Raw genomic sequence first — 15410 nt, 5'->3', positions numbered from 1 at the left:
GTCTTCAAGGTACAAATGCAGAAGAAGGAGCGGCTATAATTAATAACTCAGGCTTAAAGGTATTTTCTGCAGTTTTATTAAAAGATGCGGCAAGATTAGTTTCTGAAGTTTTAAAATAGATTGCAATGAAGATTATTTGCGTTGGGAGAAACTACGTTGATCATATAAAGGAGTTATCTAATGAAAAGCCAACTGATCCCGTTATTTTCATTAAACCTGATACTGCGTTAATAGATAATTCACATGCTTTTTATTACCCATCTTTTTCATCAGACGTACATTATGAGCTAGAACTAGTTTATCGTGTAGGAAAAGTTGGAAAAAACATTGAGTCAAAATTTGCTTATAAATATATTGACGCAATAGGATTAGGTATTGATTTTACGGCGCGAGATGTGCAAAGTAAGTTAAAAGAAAAGGGTTTACCTTGGGAAAAAGCCAAAGCATTTAATGGTTCTGCATTTGTTTCCACACTACGTCCCATATGTGAATCAGATTTTTCAAATTCAATTGAATTTGAATTATTTCAAAATCAGCAATCTGTACAAAAAGGTAATTCAGATTTAATGATTTGGAATGTTTCTGAATTAATAGCTGATATCTCAAAATACTTTACTTTGAAATCAGGTGATTACATATTTACAGGAACTCCTGCCGGTGTCGGACCTGTACAAATAGGGGATATCTTAAATGGATATTTACAAGGAGAGAATTTATTTGAACTAGCAATTAAATAAAATGGCTTTAACTATTGGTTCTTCTGTACCTATAACGGAAATGATTGATTCTGCTGGTGTTAAGCACAGTTTACTGGGTAGTAAAACAGTTTTGTATTTTTATCCCAAGGATAATACACCAGGATGTACAGCTCAGGCTTGCAATTTGAATGAAAATTTAGATTATTTAATGTCTAAAGGTTATAAGGTAATTGGAGCAAGTGTAGATTCTACTAAATCTCATGATAAATTTATCGCTAAATTTCAATTGAAATTCCCTTTGATATCAGATGAATCACATAATATCGTTGAGGCATTTGGTGTTTGGGTAGAAAAATCAATGTATGGTAAAAGTTATATGGGGATAGCTCGTACGACATTCCTTATTGATGAATTGGGAATTATTACAGATATCATAACGAAAGTGGATACCCAAAATCACACTCAACAAATCCACTGATCGAATTATTATGCAAACAACAGAATTACAAAAAGTCGCATCCCAAGTACGTCGGGATATTTTACGTCAAGTGCATGGTGTCCAGTCAGGTCATCCTGGAGGCTCTTTAGGATGCACTGATTTATTAGTTGAACTATTTTTCAATTCCATGAATTTGAAATTAGATAGTTCTGGTCAAGTGATTTTTCAGATGGATGGAAAAAATGAAGACGTTTTTTTTCTTTCCAATGGCCATATCTCACCACTTTTATACAGTGTATTAGCTCGTCGTGGTTATTTTAACGTATCAGAATTAGCCAGTTTTCGTAAGCTAAATAGTAGGTTACAAGGTCATCCTACACCTCATGAACATTTAGAAGGCGTGCGTATTGCTTCAGGTTCGTTGGGTCAAGGATTAAGCGTAGCAATTGGTGTTGCACAGGCTAAAAAGCTTAATTCAGATAATTCAATAGTATATTGTTTGATGGGGGATGGAGAACAAAATGAAGGTCAAGTTTGGGAAGCTGCCATGTATGCACCCCATCATAACGTGAATAATTTAATAGTATTTATAGATGAAAACGGCCAACAAATTGATGGCCCAACTGAAAAAATCATGAATAACCTAGACTTAGAGGCTAAGTATCAGGCTTTTGGTTGGCAAGTTTTACGAGTGGACGGCAATAATATGTCTGATTTGACAGCAGTAATTCGAGAGTCTAAAGCTCTTTTAGTAAATAATAAACCTGTTATGGTTATTATGAAAACGGAGATGGGAGCTGGCGTTGATTTTATGATGCATAGTCACAAATGGCATGGTGTGGCACCAAATGATGAGCAACTTGCCGCTGCTCTTGGGCAATTAGAAGAAACTTTAGGAGATTATTAATAAATAGAAATGGCATTATTTACATACGATACTAAAAAGGATACACGATCTGGCTTCGGTGCAGGAATGGAATACTTGAGTCAAAATAACCCTAAAGTTGTCGCATTGTGCGCGGATTTGATTGGTTCTTTAAAGCTGGAATCATTTATTAAAAATTCCCCTGAAAGATTTTTTCAGACAGGAATTGCAGAGGCTAATATGATTGGATTAGCTGCTGGACTATCAATCGGTGGATATATTCCCTATGCCACTACTTTTGCAAATTTTGGTACAGGGCGTGTTTACGATCAAATACGTCAGTCTGTGGCATATTCCGGTAAAAACGTCAAAATAGCTTGTTCTCATGCTGGGTTAACTTTAGGTGAAGATGGGGCTACGCATCAAATTTTAGAAGATATTGGATTAATGAAAATGCTTCCAGGTATGGTCGTAATTAATCCTTGTGATTATAATCAAACTAAAGCTGCAACTATAGCCATTGCTAGCTATGAAGGTCCGGTTTATCTTCGTTTTGGACGTCCGGTAGTTCCTGTTTTTACCTCAGAGAATCAAGTTTTTGAGATTGGTAAAGCATTGCGGCTTATAGAAGGAACCGATGTAAGTATTTTTGCAACTGGTCATTTGGTGTGGGAAGCAATTATTGCTGCAGAAATATTATTAGAAAAAGGAATTCATGCTGAGATAATAAATATACACACGATTAAACCTTTAGATGTTGATGCTATTCATACCTCAGTTGCTAAAACTGGTTGTGTTGTTTCAGCAGAAGAACATCAAATTAATGGGGGTTTAGGAGACTCTATTGCACAGTATTTAGCGTTAAATTTACCTTCACCGCAAGAATTTGTAGGTGTCTATGATACTTTTGGCGAATCTGGGAAGCCGGCTGAATTGATGGAAAAATATGGTTTGAATGCGAATTCTATCGTTGAAAAAGCATTACTAGCTATATCAAGAAAAAAATAATAGTTTAAAATGGGTAACCAATACCTATATTAAATTCTATTGGGTTTTCAACTGAACTAAATGATGTTTTGTTGAAAACCCATTTTTCGTTTTTAGGCATAGCAGGATTTAACACTTTACTTGCTAAATCTAATCTTAAAAGAAAGTATTCGAAATCCCATCTTAATCCGATGCCTGTTCCCACTGCAATCTCATTTAAAAAACTATTAATTTTCCAATTTCCTACAGAAAGCTGTCCTGGATATGAAATATTCCAAATATTACCGGCATCTAAAAATAGGGCTCCATTCATAGTGCCAAGAAATTGAATAATTTTAAATCTATATTCCAATGAAGATTCTATTAAAACGCTGCCCGGTTGCTCAATTAAATTTGTGAATGAATTATATGAACCTGGACCTAATCGTCTAGGTTTCCATGCTCTTAGACTGCTTGGGCCTCCAATAAAAAAGTTCTTTTCATAGGGTAATTGATAATCATTTTCACTTCCATATACATAAGCTAATCCACCAGCGAATTTATAGGCTAATTGTGACTGTTTTTTCGGTCCAAAAAGAACATACTTTCGATAATCTAAATTAAACCTTAAATATCTGTAGAATTGCAGTTCTTGGTTGGATTGAAATAAATTCTCAATAAAGGTAATTCGTTTATTTCTAATTAAATTTAATGAAGTACCCCCTGATTCTAATCCAATTTGAAAACTTCTACCGTCTACTAATTTATTCGAAGGGAGAAATGATCTGTAGTTATATTGAAATATAATACTAGAAACAAAACTAGGATTAAAGCTGCGATATAGATTATTTCCGCGTTCTCTCAAACTTTCTAAATAGGAAGTAAAACTAGTTGAAGTTTCTGTTAGAGGATAATTTGTATTTATTACGTTGACATCAAATAATGATAATTGAAAATATTTATTAACTGACTTTCTCCATTGATATCGTTGGAATAATTTAAAATTTGTTCTTAAATACTCAGGCCTATTTATGTAATCATATCCTAAACCAAACTGGGTTTGAGATCCTATGATATTTGACGACCATTTTGAAAAATATGCGGGTATATATAGTGTAGGAAGATTTAAAATCGCTGTCAGGTTTAGTTCTAAATTTTTTCTTGTTTGATCTGTATTTATAAATCCAGTCTGTGCTTCAAATCCAATTCTACTATTAAATTCTAGATTATCTAGAACTGAAAATACACGACGAATTTTAAATGAATTAGTTAAAAAAGGACCAGGAATTCCTCTAAACACACTTCCACCTAATTCAGATGAAATATTAAATTTATCGTTCCGAATTAGATCGATTGTTGGATTGACTCGAGTTGCTCCGGTATCAAACTTTATAGCTACTGATTTATACTGATCTGTTGCGTAAATATTTTGAAGACTTTGCGTTATTCTATTTGCTGCATACATATCACCTTCTTTGAAGGTGACGATTCTTTTTAATTGATTTGTATTCAAAGATTGAGAAATCCATTTCTCTTCTTTTTCATTTAATTCTAAATGTAATTCATTGAATTTGACAAGTCCAATACGAAAGAGTCGATCATATTGAATATTAGTAGTGGATATGTTTGAATTCGGAATCTTATAAGCCAATGATATTGATGTCAGTGTAGAATCTTTTGTATCGTTTAACTTAATTCCAATCTGATCTTCATTAAAGTAATAATATCCTTGATTTCTTAGTGTTTCACCTAGTTTTTTTTTCTCCTCTTTTAATAAAGAAATAGAAAGTCTACTGTTCAATTTAATTAAACTTTCTTCACTTATGAATTTCTTTACTATATTTTCTAGAGCTGGATTGTTAATTATAAGCGTGTCTTTTTTAGTAAATAAACTTGGTAGGCCCTCTGAAATTACATATTCAATTTTTATTTTATTGTTTATTGAGGTATCTATTTTAATAGCAATTTGAGAGTTTAAATAACCAATAGAACTGTAATAACGAGAAATCTTATCTCTTATTGAATTCACTGAAGAGGTATCCAGCACTTCAGGTTGGCGTTTAAAAAGTTGAAACTTAGCTTCTTTTATATTTAATGAATCCTTTTTTCTTCTTTTAATTGTTAAATAACCGTTTAATTTGATAAAAATGTAAGGTTTATTTACTTCTTTTAATGAACTAAGGTTTGTTTTGAAATCCTCAATTTTAACATGCTTATTACCACTTATCGAAGTTTTTTCAATTGTATACAACGGAAGTTTATACATTTGCAAATTCGTACACGATAAGTGTAGAAAGGAGATTATAATTAAAAAAGAATAATAGCTTATATTTTTCAAGTGATGTTAACCAATAAACAAATAAAGTTAATTAATTCCCTACATTCTAAAAAAGGACGTTCGGAGAATCGATTATTTTTAGTTGAAGGGGAGAAAGGTGTAAATGAATTGTTAAATTCTAGTTTGAAAATTCATTCTATTATTATCAATGATAATATTAAACTTGATACTACTTTTTTAAATATTAAATGCACTGTTTTTTATGTTGCCGATTTTTTAATTCATCAACTTTCAACTTTGGTCACTAATAACTATGGATTTGCTATTGTAGAGATGCCTAATGAATCTTTTGTTTATATGCCTGATGAATTTACAGTTATTTTAGATGGTATAAGAGATCCTGGTAATCTTGGTACAATTATTCGTATTTGTGATTGGTATGGTATTAACCAAATTGTCTTATCTAATGATTGTACTGAATTCTACAATCCCAAAGTTATTAATGCTTCTATGGGCTCTTTCTTGAGAATATCACATATGTATGTTCAATTGGACACGTGGTTAAGTAAATATACGAACTCAAAAAAAATTGGAGCGGTACTTAATGGGAAGAATATACACGAATATGAATTTCCTGATGCCGGCTTTATTATTTTTGGAAATGAATCAAATGGCATTTGTCAATCAGTGATTGAATTAATTGATGATTCCGTAACCATTCCTAGTTTCGGCGGGGCCGAATCACTAAATGTTGGCATTTCGTGTGCAATTTTTTTGGATAATTTAAGAAGAAGTTAAATTTTCATTTAATTCTTTTTTTAAATAGACTTCAATTATATAATGAACTAAGTATAATAAGGGTGTTAATAGTATAGCAACAATGAATTTATATAAGTAGTTGTTCAAAGCCACATTGAACCACTGATTGACGCTCCAATTCCCGAAAATATAAAACGCAATACCAATAACTAGAAAACTATCGATTAATTGTGAAACTAAGGTAGATCCAGTCGCTCGTAGCCAAATGTGTTTTTTACCTGTTTTTGATTTGATTTTTTCAAAAATATAAGCATCTAATAATTGACTGACCAAAAAAGCTGTTAAGGATCCTGCAATTATTCCAAGACCCTGCCTAAATATTAATGAAAATGAATCATTTATATTACCTGTTTTTTCATTGACGGAAATCCAAAAATCAGCTGGGACTAATAAAGTTGCTAAATAAATAACAAGGAAGGAATATAATACAAATAGGGAAGTGGTGTATGAAATAAATTTTACTCCTCTTTTGCCAAAATAATCATTTATTAAATCTGATGTTATAAATACGATTGGCCAATTTAAAGCACCTGCGGTTTGATTAAATGACCATGTTTCACCCCAAAATGTTTTCAATTCTAATGGGTTGAAACCAAGAGATTTTTCAATACTTACAATTTTTACTCCGATAATCTCTGCTATTATTGCATTCGTCAAAAAGACACCGAATAAAACAATAAAAAGCTTTTGTTTTCGTGAAAATTGACTAAAAATCATATTCTATGATTATTAAAATGAGATGCAATTTTATCTAAAGCTAAATTTAATTGTTCGACATGTTGAAGAAATACAATTCTGAAATGATCTTTTCTCGTAAAATTAAATCCTTGGCCACCAACGACCAGAATTTTTTGTTCCTCTAAGAGTGTCATGACAAATTCATTGTCATCTTTAAACGTAAAAACATCAAGGTCAAATTTTGGAAAAAGGTAAAGTGCCCCTTTAGGTTTCACACATGAAACCCCTGGTATTGCATTTAATTTAGCATATGCAAGATTCATTTGTTTAGCTAATCTACCATCATTAGAAACTAAATCATTAATAGATTGGTAGCCGCCGAGTGCTGTTTGTATTCCGAGTTGTGTGATAACGTTGGCACAAAGTCTTGTGCTGAATAAAAAATTCAAGCCCTCAATATAGGATTTAGCTTTATGTTTTGCGCCAGTTAAAATCATCCAACCGCCTCTAAATCCTGCTGCACGATAGTTTTTTGACAATCCGCCCATGGTAACAATTAAAATATCTTCACTTAATCCTGCCGCTGAATAATGTTTAGCCGTGTCGTAAATTATTTTGTCATAAATCTCATCTGAGAACAAAATTAATTGATTCTTTTCAGCAAGTTTTACAACTTGTCTAACTGTTTCTTTTGTATAAACTGCTCCAGTTGGGTTATTTGGATTTATTAAAACAATAGCTTTTGTCTTGGAATTTATTTTATTTTCAATGTCTTGAATATTTGGATTCCAATCATTTGATTCATCACATTCGTAATGAATAGCCTTACCTCCTTGTAGGCCGACAACTGTAGTCCACAGTGGATAGTCGGGCGATGGAATTAAAACTTCATCGTCTGTATTTAGTAAAGCCGTCATAACTAGTGAAATTAATTCACTAACTCCATTACCAATATAGACATCTTCAATTAAACTATTTTTAACACCTTGATTTTGGTAATATTGCATAACAGCTTTTCTTGCCGCAAATAAACCACGTGAGTCTACATATCCTTGTGCAGACCGAATATTTACAATAATATCATGTATAATTTCATCGGGAGTTTCAAATCCAAATGCTGCAGGGTTACCAATGTTTAATGAAGTAATCTTATAACCCTGATTTTGTAATACAATGGCTTTCTCATATACTGGACCACGAATTTCATATTTTAAATTGTCAAGGCGCTTACTTTTATAAATATCCATATGTTCCAAATGATAGAAATGTAAAATTAGTAAATTACTTTTGATTCTTTAATTCGGTAATTTGTATTTAAATGAGGTCATATTAGGCGGTATAATAGCTATATTCATTCTTTTGATGAATTTAGCTTTAAGGTATTATGTTGTTTTTCGAAAAGGAGCACGAATTTCTAACCTAGTAATAGTGAAAATGTTTTTACGTACGTTAATACTATTGTGTTTAATTTTGGTTGTATTGTCTAGTTCAGAGGACAGAAGTAGCTTAAAGTCAAAAAGTGAGAGTAACTTAATTTTATATTTAACAATTTCAGAATATCAGAATAAACTTATTTTTACTGAATCAACTAGATTGAAATTAATTGAAATAGCAAATGCAGCTAAAATTGAAAAAATTGGATTAGTAATATTAAATACGAATAGAAATTTAGGCAACTTTATAATTCCTACAACGAATAAAAGTAGATTTATTAATTTATTGCGTAATGAATATTTTAAAAATAGATCAGATTATAATCTTCAAAAGATTGATTTAAATAAAACCAATACCAAATATTTAGACGTAAATAATTCTGATTTCTCTGAAGGCTCTAGTTTTATTTCTGAAAGTAATGAACCAGTTAAGCTTATAAATTACTTTACTTATATTTTTGAGATATCGTCCTTAAAAAATTATTTACTAATTTTGACGATAGTATTAATATCGACTGATTTAATTTTTAAATTAAAGATTTTGAAAATATAATTTGTTCTCATCCCTCATTTATATTGCTATATTATTGTATCAGAGTATATACACTTTGTCTAATGATTCATATAATAAACAGGTATTAAAGCTAAATCAGTATCTAAGTGTAGTAAAATTAGAAAGAGCTGAAAAGTCTATTAAACAAATGAAAAAAAACACAATTTTCAACGATTTTGAGGCTGAAAGTAGGCTAAAATTAATAAGTGTGAAATCAGGTTATCCTTCAAACTATCACAAAACAGTGAATTTCACACAATCAAGTAATACGAATGATTTAATTTTAAATTCTTTATTAATTGATAGGATATATAGTTCAGCATTAGCCCAAAAAATGTTAAAAAAAGGGATAATTGAAAATTCAAACTCTGATAGCTTGGTTTATGTTTTCGAATTATTAAAATCAAATACTTCAAAAATTTCTTTAAGACCAAAAATATTTAATAAATCTACACTTACCCAACAATGGGACAAATCAGAGGCTTTGCAATTATTAGAGATAATGAAGAAAAATGAAAAGTTAATATTATAAATTTTTACATGAGTAATACTATTATTGAATTTCCTAATCAAACCTCTTTTTATAAAGGAAAAGTGCGTGATGTTTACTCTTTTGGAGAACATCTATTAATGATTACATCAGATAGAATTTCTGCATTTGATGTAATATTGCCACGTTTAATTCCATTTAAAGGTCAAGTTTTAAATCAAATAGCTTCCTATTTCCTTAATGCGACTGCAGATATAGTTCCTAACTGGTTAATCAGTACACCGGCTCCTAATGCTGCTTTTGGAATCAAGTGCAAGGCTATACCAATTGAAATGGTTGTTAGAGGATATTTGGTGGGTCATTTATGGAGAGAATATAAATCGGGTAAAAGAATTATTTGTGGTGTAAAATTACCAGACGGATTAATTGAAAATCAAATTTTATCGTCACCAATTATTACACCTACGACAAAAGCAAGTCATGGTCATGATGAAGATATTTCAATAGTTGAAATTGTTAAACAGGGAATATTAAGTGAAAAATTAATTACAGAGATAAGTCAAATTTCACTCGCATTATTTCAACGAGGTCAGGAAATGGCTGATTCTAAAAATTTAATTTTAGTTGACACAAAATATGAGTTTGGTATTCGTGATAATAAAATTATTTTAATGGATGAGATACATACGCCAGATTCGTCTCGATACTTTTATAAAAATTTATATAAAGAACTTTTTACAAAAGGTTTGCCACAAAAACAGTTATCAAAGGAATTCGTTAGAGAATGGCTGATTGCAAATAATTTTCAAGGTAAAGAAGGTCAGAAAATTCCATTGATAACGGATGAATTTGTTTACCAAATATCTGAGCGTTACATACTTTTGTATGAGGAGATAACAGGTAATAAATTTGTAAAATCTGATTTAAAGGAAGATTACATATCTAATATTTATAATCAAATATCATACCATTTTTAAAATGTCATCTCAAGTTTATCAATTAGAAAAAAATGAAAGTTATGCTGTTATTGATTGGCTTTCAGCTGATTTAACTCAAACAAGCTCGGAGGAATTAGAATATGCAGTTAGAATATTATTTAAAAATGAATACTCGAATATTATTTTAAATGCGTCAAAAGTTAACATTATTGACGGTTTTGGTGTTGCAGCAATTAGGAAGGCTACCAAAATTTGCACAAATGAACTTGGCCTATTTGTCCTAATATTAAAATCCGATGAAGTTATTGATCGTCTTGATCAAGCAAAGATTGATGATTTGACTATAATGAATTCGGTCAAAGAAGGTGTAGATGCTATATACCTTAATGATTTAGCAAATGATTTTGAAGATGAATCTGATGCAAATACTGATGAATATGGCCTAGATGGATCTGATTTAGGTGAAGATTATTAATTTTATTGCACTTTTCTAAGAAATTTTATTTTAGTTCTTCGAATTAGCTTTATTCAAAAGATTATTTTGTTAAATACTTATTTGCCAAATCTATTTTGTGTTAAATTTGGATTAGACTTACATTTTATATTGCTCCCCAATAAATTAACTGTTTTATTTATTATACTTTTTTTATAATATATAATTTGAATAATCTAATTTCTATATGAATAATGTTGCCGAAAATGGACTTTACAGAAAAGAATTTGAACATGATGCTTGCGGTATTGGTTTTGTCGCAAGTTTAAAAGGTATAAAATCCCACCGTATTGTTCAAGACTCCATTAAGATGCTTATTCGTATGGATCACCGTGGAGCTTGTGGGTGTGACCCCAATTCAGGTGATGGAGCAGGTGTTCTTGTGCAATTACCTCATGAATTCTTTTTAGAAGAAACTAGTTTACTTGGATTTACTTTACCGTCTTTGGGCCATTATGGTGTAGGAATGGTATTCTTTCCGAATGATGAAACTTTAATAAAGGAATGTAAAGAGGTTATTGAACGCAAAACAAAGAAGTTAGGATTACGTGTATTGGGTTATCGAGTAGTCCCTGTAGATAATTCGGAAATCACAGGAGCAGATTCAGGTAATACAGAACCTTCTATTCAGCAATTATTCATAGAGAGACCGGTTGATTGTACCACTGAGATTGATTTTGAACGAAAACTGTATGTTTTCAGACAATATGTAGCTAAGTTATTAAATGAAACCATTTCTGGCTTAGATAACAATTTTTACTTTGCCTCTTTGTCATGCCGTACAATTATTTACAAGGGTATGTTAACTACGATGCAAGTTCCTGGCTATTTCTTAGATCTTTTTCAAGAGAATTTCACCTCAGCTTTAGCTATTGTTCACTCTCGCTTTTCGACCAATACGTTTCCAGAGTGGAAATTGGCTCAGCCGTTTCGTTTTATTGCGCACAATGGGGAGATTAATACAGTAAAAGGTAATTCATCTTGGATGCAAGCGCAATCAGCTTTATTCTCTAGTAAATATTTTACACAAGAAGAATTAGACATGATTCTTCCGGTTTGTAGTCTTGGACAATCAGATTCAGCCATATTAGACAATGCCATTGAATTATTGTATTTAACGGGTCGTTCGTTGCCGCATGTGATGATGATGCTTATCCCTGAAGCTTGGGATGGCAATGAAAGCATGGAGAAATATAAAAAGGACTTCTACGAATACCACGCAGCCATGATGGAGCCTTGGGATGGCCCAGCTAGTATTTCATTTACAGATGGTAAAATGATAGGAGCTACCTTAGATCGTAATGGTCTTCGTCCGTCGCGTTATTGGGTAACATCGGATGATCACGTTATAATGGCTTCAGAAGCAGGTGTCTTAGATTTAGATCCAGCCACTATAGTTTCTAAGGGCCGTTTACAACCTGGAAAAATGTTTGTGGTGGACATGGAACAAGGGCGTATTATTCCTGATGAAGAATTAAAAGAAAAGATTTGTCAACAACAGCCTTATGGAGAATGGTTGTTAAATAATAAGATCAGAGTAGAGGATTTACCAGAGGCTGGAAGTGAATTCAGGGAGCCAAAAGCCATTCAATTAGTCTCTAGACAACAGATATTTGGCTTTACTACGGAAGATATTCGTATTGTTTTAGCTCAAATGGCAGAGACAGGAAAAGAAGCTCTTGGTTCTATGGGTATCGATACCCCATTAGCTGTATTGTCTGAGAAGGCTCAGCATCTATCTTCTTATTTCAAGCAGCTATTTGCACAAGTTACGAATCCGCCAATAGATCCAATTCGTGAGCGAATGGTAATGTCGCTACTTTCTGATATTGGAGGTTTATCTAATTTATTAGAAGAAAGTTCTACTCATTGTCGTCAAATCGAAATTCAACAACCCGTATTACGTAATAAAGAGGTAGAAAAAATCCGTTGGATTGATCATGAGAATTTCCAAACAAAAACCATTCACATGACTTTCCGTGCGTCAGAAGAAGAAGGTGTTTTGAAGAAAGCTTTAGATCGCATTAATCAATATGCGGAAGATGCAGTGGATGATGGTTATTCCATCATTTTATTAACGGATAGAGGAATCGATAGTTCCCATGCACCCATTCCGTCCTTACTAGCTTTAGCCTCAGTACATAACCACTTGAATCGTACGAAAAAACGCGCCAAAGTGGGTATTATTATTGAAGCAGGGGATGTGTGGGAAACCCACCACTTTGCTACTTTGATTGGATATGGCGCGAGTGCAATTAATCCATATATAGCTTTTGAAACAATTAAAGCCATGAAAGATCAGGGTTTTGTTAATCAAGATTTAAGCTATGATAAATTAGAGTATAATTATATCAAAGCAGTTAATGGTGAACTTCTAAAGATTTTTTCTAAAATGGGTATTTCCACTTTGCAGTCTTATCAAGGAGCTCAAATTTTTGAAATTTTAGGTATAGGGAAGGATGTAGTTGATACTTATTTTACGGGTTCAATTTCCCGAATTGGTGGTATTAGTTTAGATATCATAGCCAAGGAAGCGCTGATCAAGCATGCGTCAGGATATCAATTATTAAAGCAAGATTCTCCCAAATTAGAAGTGGGTGGAATCTACCAATGGAAACAAAGAGGCGAAGAACATTTATTTAATCCAGCTACAATACATTTATTGCAGCAAGCTACAAAGCAAAATGACTATGCTGTTTATAAAAAGTATGCTCAATTAATTGATGACCAAAGTAAGAAAACTATTACGCTTCGTGGTTTGCTTAAGTTTAAATCTAGTACTGCCATTTCTATTGATGAAGTAGAACCAATAGAAAGTTTATTAGCTCGTTTTGCAACTGGAGCTATGTCATTTGGTTCTATTTCTTTTGAAGCTCATACGACATTAGCCATCGCTATGAACCGTATTGGAGGAAAATCTAATACAGGTGAAGGCGGAGAAGATCCTATTCGTTTTGAAAAAATGGCAAATGGGGATTCTATGAATTCAGCTATTAAGCAAGTAGCCTCAGGTAGGTTTGGTGTTACTGCACATTATTTAACGAATGCGAAGGAACTTCAAATTAAAATGGCTCAAGGTGCTAAGCCAGGAGAAGGTGGCCAGTTGCCTGGACATAAAGTGGATGATTGGATTGGAAAAACGCGTCATAGTACGCCAGGCGTTGGTCTAATATCTCCTCCTCCACATCATGATATTTATTCTATTGAAGATTTAGCTCAGTTAATTTTTGATTTAAAAAACGCCAACAGAGCAGCCAGAATTTCTGTTAAATTGGTCTCTGAAGCTGGCGTAGGAACTATTGCTGCAGGTGTTGCTAAAGCACATGCGGATCATATTTTGATTGCTGGTTATGATGGCGGTACTGGAGCGTCTCCATTATCATCAATTCGCCACGCAGGTTTACCTTGGGAACTTGGTTTAGCTGAAACCCACCAAACCTTAGTTAAAAATAAGTTACGTGGTCGTGTGACGATTCAGGCAGATGGCCAAATAAAAACAGGTAAAGATATTGCTGTAGCTGCTTTATTAGGAGCGGAAGAATTCGGTGTGGCAACGGCAGCTCTAGTAACAGCTGGATGTATTATGATGCGTAAATGTCACTTAAATACATGTCCGGTTGGAGTTGCAACTACAAATCCAGAATTAAGAGCATTGTATACAGGCCAAGCAGACCATGTGGTCAATTTATTCCATTTCTTAGCGCAAGAATTGCGGGAGATTATGGCTGAATTAGGTTTCCGTAAGCTTGAAGAGATGGTAGGCCGTGTTGATCTATTAGAGATGATTGATCTTTCAAGTCATTGGAAATTTAAGAATTTAGATTTAAGTCCCATTTTAGCACCCTCGGTTTTATCAGAAGGAGTTGCAGTATTTAAATCAGAAGAACAAGATCATGGTTTGTCAGAACAAATTGACTGGGATTTATTAAAAATAGCTCAACCAGCTTTGGATAAAGGTCAAACTGTAAGTGCAGAACTTGATATTATCAATGTAAATCGGTCGGCAGGAACTATTTTATCTAATGAGATAACTAAAAAATATGGAGCTAAAGGTCTTCCGGCTGATACTATAAATATTAAATTTAAAGGTACTGCTGGTCAATCTTTTGGTGCATTTGCGGTTAAAGGCGTTAAATTTGAAATCGAAGGAGATGCAAATGATTATGTAGGTAAAGGATTATGCGGTGCTACTCTTGTGGTATATCCTTCTCCAGAAGCATCGTTTAAAGCCTCTGAGAACTCTATTATAGGTAATGTGTCCTTTTATGGTGCAACCTCGGGAGAAGCTTATCTAGCTGGAATGGCTGGAGAGCGTTTTTGTGTACGAAACTCAGGCGCTAAAGTTGTTGTAGAGGGAATTGGAGATCACGGTTGCGAGTATATGACAGGTGGCTTAGTTATTATTTTAGGTAATACAGGTCGGAACTTTGGAGCAGGGATGTCAGGTGGAGTTGCGTATATTTTGGATGAACAGAATAAGTTCGATGCCAAAGTGAATCGCGAAATGGTAGAAATCACAGAATTAACACCGGAGGATAAGAGTATCATCCTGATGTTTTTAGAAAAGCACGTTGCTTTAACCGCTTCAGTTAAAGGTAAACAAGTCTTTGATAATTTTAATGCATTAGCTAGTCAATTTAAGAAGGTATTGCCTGTTGATTATAAGAATGCCTTAAGCTCTCGGAAATTAACTATTTCTGATGTTTTAGCTGACAAAGATAGAGTGTATCAAGATATTCAAGTAGAATTAAAATAGTATA

13 protein-coding genes are annotated in these 15410 nt (G+C 32.8%); 10 read left to right on the top strand and 3 right to left on the bottom strand.

Annotation, left to right across the window (positions count from 1 at the left end; translation table 11 throughout):
- Positions 1 to 125: 125 nt before the first annotated feature.
- The 4 genes from AC1W6K_RS06785 to AC1W6K_RS06770 are packed head-to-tail and all read left to right on the top strand — an operon-like array spanning position 126 to position 3010.
- Positions 126 to 737 carry a fumarylacetoacetate hydrolase family protein gene (locus AC1W6K_RS06785; protein ID WP_481719470.1) on the top strand — a complete coding sequence of 204 codons (612 nt, stop codon included), beginning with the start codon at positions 126 to 128 and terminating at the stop codon, positions 735 to 737.
- A 1-nt stretch (position 738) separates the two neighbouring features.
- Positions 739 to 1176: a peroxiredoxin gene (locus tag AC1W6K_RS06780; protein ID WP_481719469.1), complete on the top strand. Its 438-nt coding sequence runs from the start codon at positions 739 to 741 to the stop codon at positions 1174 to 1176.
- Positions 1177 to 1186: 10 nt separating this feature from the next.
- Positions 1187 to 2044, top strand: coding sequence for a transketolase (locus tag AC1W6K_RS06775; protein ID WP_481946906.1), 858 nt, complete (start codon positions 1187 to 1189; stop codon positions 2042 to 2044).
- A gap of 9 nt (positions 2045 to 2053) precedes the next feature.
- A complete protein-coding gene (locus AC1W6K_RS06770; protein WP_481946905.1) occupies positions 2054 to 3010 on the top strand; it encodes a transketolase family protein in 957 nt (318 codons plus the stop codon).
- Between the two features lie 4 nt (positions 3011 to 3014).
- Here AC1W6K_RS06770 and tamL read toward each other — a convergent pair whose 3' ends face one another.
- Entirely contained in the window at positions 3015 to 5234 is a 2220-nt protein-coding gene (tamL, locus tag AC1W6K_RS06765; protein WP_481946904.1) for a translocation and assembly module lipoprotein TamL, read from the bottom strand.
- A 75-nt stretch (positions 5235 to 5309) separates the two neighbouring features.
- Here tamL and AC1W6K_RS06760 point away from each other — a divergent pair, with 75 nt between their 5' ends.
- Positions 5310 to 6044: a TrmH family RNA methyltransferase gene (locus AC1W6K_RS06760; protein WP_481719465.1), complete on the top strand. Its 735-nt coding sequence runs from the start codon at positions 5310 to 5312 to the stop codon at positions 6042 to 6044.
- Here AC1W6K_RS06760 and AC1W6K_RS06755 read toward each other — a convergent pair.
- Both AC1W6K_RS06755 and AC1W6K_RS06750 read right to left on the bottom strand, forming a co-directional pair.
- Entirely contained in the window at positions 6030 to 6782 is a 753-nt protein-coding gene (locus tag AC1W6K_RS06755; protein ID WP_481946903.1) for a queuosine precursor transporter, read from the bottom strand. The genes AC1W6K_RS06760 and AC1W6K_RS06755 overlap by 15 nt on opposite strands.
- The gene (locus tag AC1W6K_RS06750) at positions 6779 to 7990 is read right to left on the bottom strand and encodes a pyridoxal phosphate-dependent aminotransferase (RefSeq protein ID WP_481946902.1); all 1212 of its coding nucleotides are present in this window, start codon (positions 7988 to 7990) and stop codon (positions 6779 to 6781) included. Before AC1W6K_RS06750 ends, AC1W6K_RS06755 begins: the two co-directional genes overlap by 4 nt.
- Positions 7991 to 8222: 232 nt before the next feature.
- Between AC1W6K_RS06750 and AC1W6K_RS06745 the strand changes: the two genes are divergently transcribed.
- The 5 genes from AC1W6K_RS06745 to gltB all read left to right on the top strand — a co-directional run bounded on the left by AC1W6K_RS06745 (position 8223) and on the right by gltB (position 15406).
- A complete protein-coding gene (locus AC1W6K_RS06745) occupies positions 8223 to 8729 on the top strand; it encodes a hypothetical protein (RefSeq protein WP_481946901.1) in 507 nt (168 codons plus the stop codon).
- Between the two features lie 148 nt (positions 8730 to 8877).
- Complete coding sequence (locus tag AC1W6K_RS06740) at positions 8878 to 9261, top strand: hypothetical protein (protein WP_481946900.1); 384 nt, start codon at positions 8878 to 8880, stop codon at positions 9259 to 9261.
- 8 nt (positions 9262 to 9269) lie between these two features.
- Positions 9270 to 10196, top strand: coding sequence for a phosphoribosylaminoimidazolesuccinocarboxamide synthase (locus AC1W6K_RS06735; protein ID WP_481946899.1), 927 nt, complete (start codon positions 9270 to 9272; stop codon positions 10194 to 10196).
- Position 10197: 1 nt separating this feature from the next.
- Complete coding sequence (locus tag AC1W6K_RS06730; RefSeq protein WP_481946898.1) at positions 10198 to 10632, top strand: STAS domain-containing protein; 435 nt, start codon at positions 10198 to 10200, stop codon at positions 10630 to 10632.
- Positions 10633 to 10837: 205 nt separating this feature from the next.
- Positions 10838 to 15406 (top strand): glutamate synthase large subunit, encoded by a 4569-nt coding sequence (gene gltB / locus AC1W6K_RS06725; protein ID WP_481946897.1) that lies wholly within the window; start codon positions 10838 to 10840, stop codon positions 15404 to 15406.
- The last annotated feature ends 4 nt before the right edge of the window (positions 15407 to 15410 follow it).

Source organism: Aquirufa sp., assembly GCF_964796385.1.
The sequence above is the reverse complement of the archived record's forward strand: the minus strand, read 5'-3'. Positions and strand labels throughout refer to the sequence as shown.

Bases quoted from the DNA above. Each gene is read 5' to 3' on its own strand.
- AC1W6K_RS06775 (WP_481946906.1), top strand. From the start codon at position 1,187: ATGCAAACAACAGAATTACAAAAAGTCGCATCCCAAGTACGTCGGGAT.
- AC1W6K_RS06780 (WP_481719469.1), top strand. From the start codon at position 739: ATGGCTTTAACTATTGGTTCTTCTGTACCTATAACGGAAATGATTGAT.
- AC1W6K_RS06730 (WP_481946898.1), top strand. From the start codon at position 10,198: ATGTCATCTCAAGTTTATCAATTAGAAAAAAATGAAAGTTATGCTGTT.
- AC1W6K_RS06740 (WP_481946900.1), top strand. From the start codon at position 8,878: ATGAAAAAAAACACAATTTTCAACGATTTTGAGGCTGAAAGTAGGCTA.
- AC1W6K_RS06735 (WP_481946899.1), top strand. From the start codon at position 9,270: ATGAGTAATACTATTATTGAATTTCCTAATCAAACCTCTTTTTATAAA.
- tamL (WP_481946904.1), bottom strand. From the start codon at position 5,234: ATGTATAAACTTCCGTTGTATACAATTGAAAAAACTTCGATAAGTGGT.
- gltB (WP_481946897.1), top strand. From the start codon at position 10,838: ATGAATAATGTTGCCGAAAATGGACTTTACAGAAAAGAATTTGAACAT.
- AC1W6K_RS06750 (WP_481946902.1), bottom strand. From the start codon at position 7,990: ATGGATATTTATAAAAGTAAGCGCCTTGACAATTTAAAATATGAAATT.
- AC1W6K_RS06770 (WP_481946905.1), top strand. From the start codon at position 2,054: ATGGCATTATTTACATACGATACTAAAAAGGATACACGATCTGGCTTC.
- AC1W6K_RS06785 (WP_481719470.1), top strand. From the start codon at position 126: ATGAAGATTATTTGCGTTGGGAGAAACTACGTTGATCATATAAAGGAG.
- AC1W6K_RS06755 (WP_481946903.1), bottom strand. From the start codon at position 6,782: ATGATTTTTAGTCAATTTTCACGAAAACAAAAGCTTTTTATTGTTTTA.
- AC1W6K_RS06760 (WP_481719465.1), top strand. From the start codon at position 5,310: ATGTTAACCAATAAACAAATAAAGTTAATTAATTCCCTACATTCTAAA.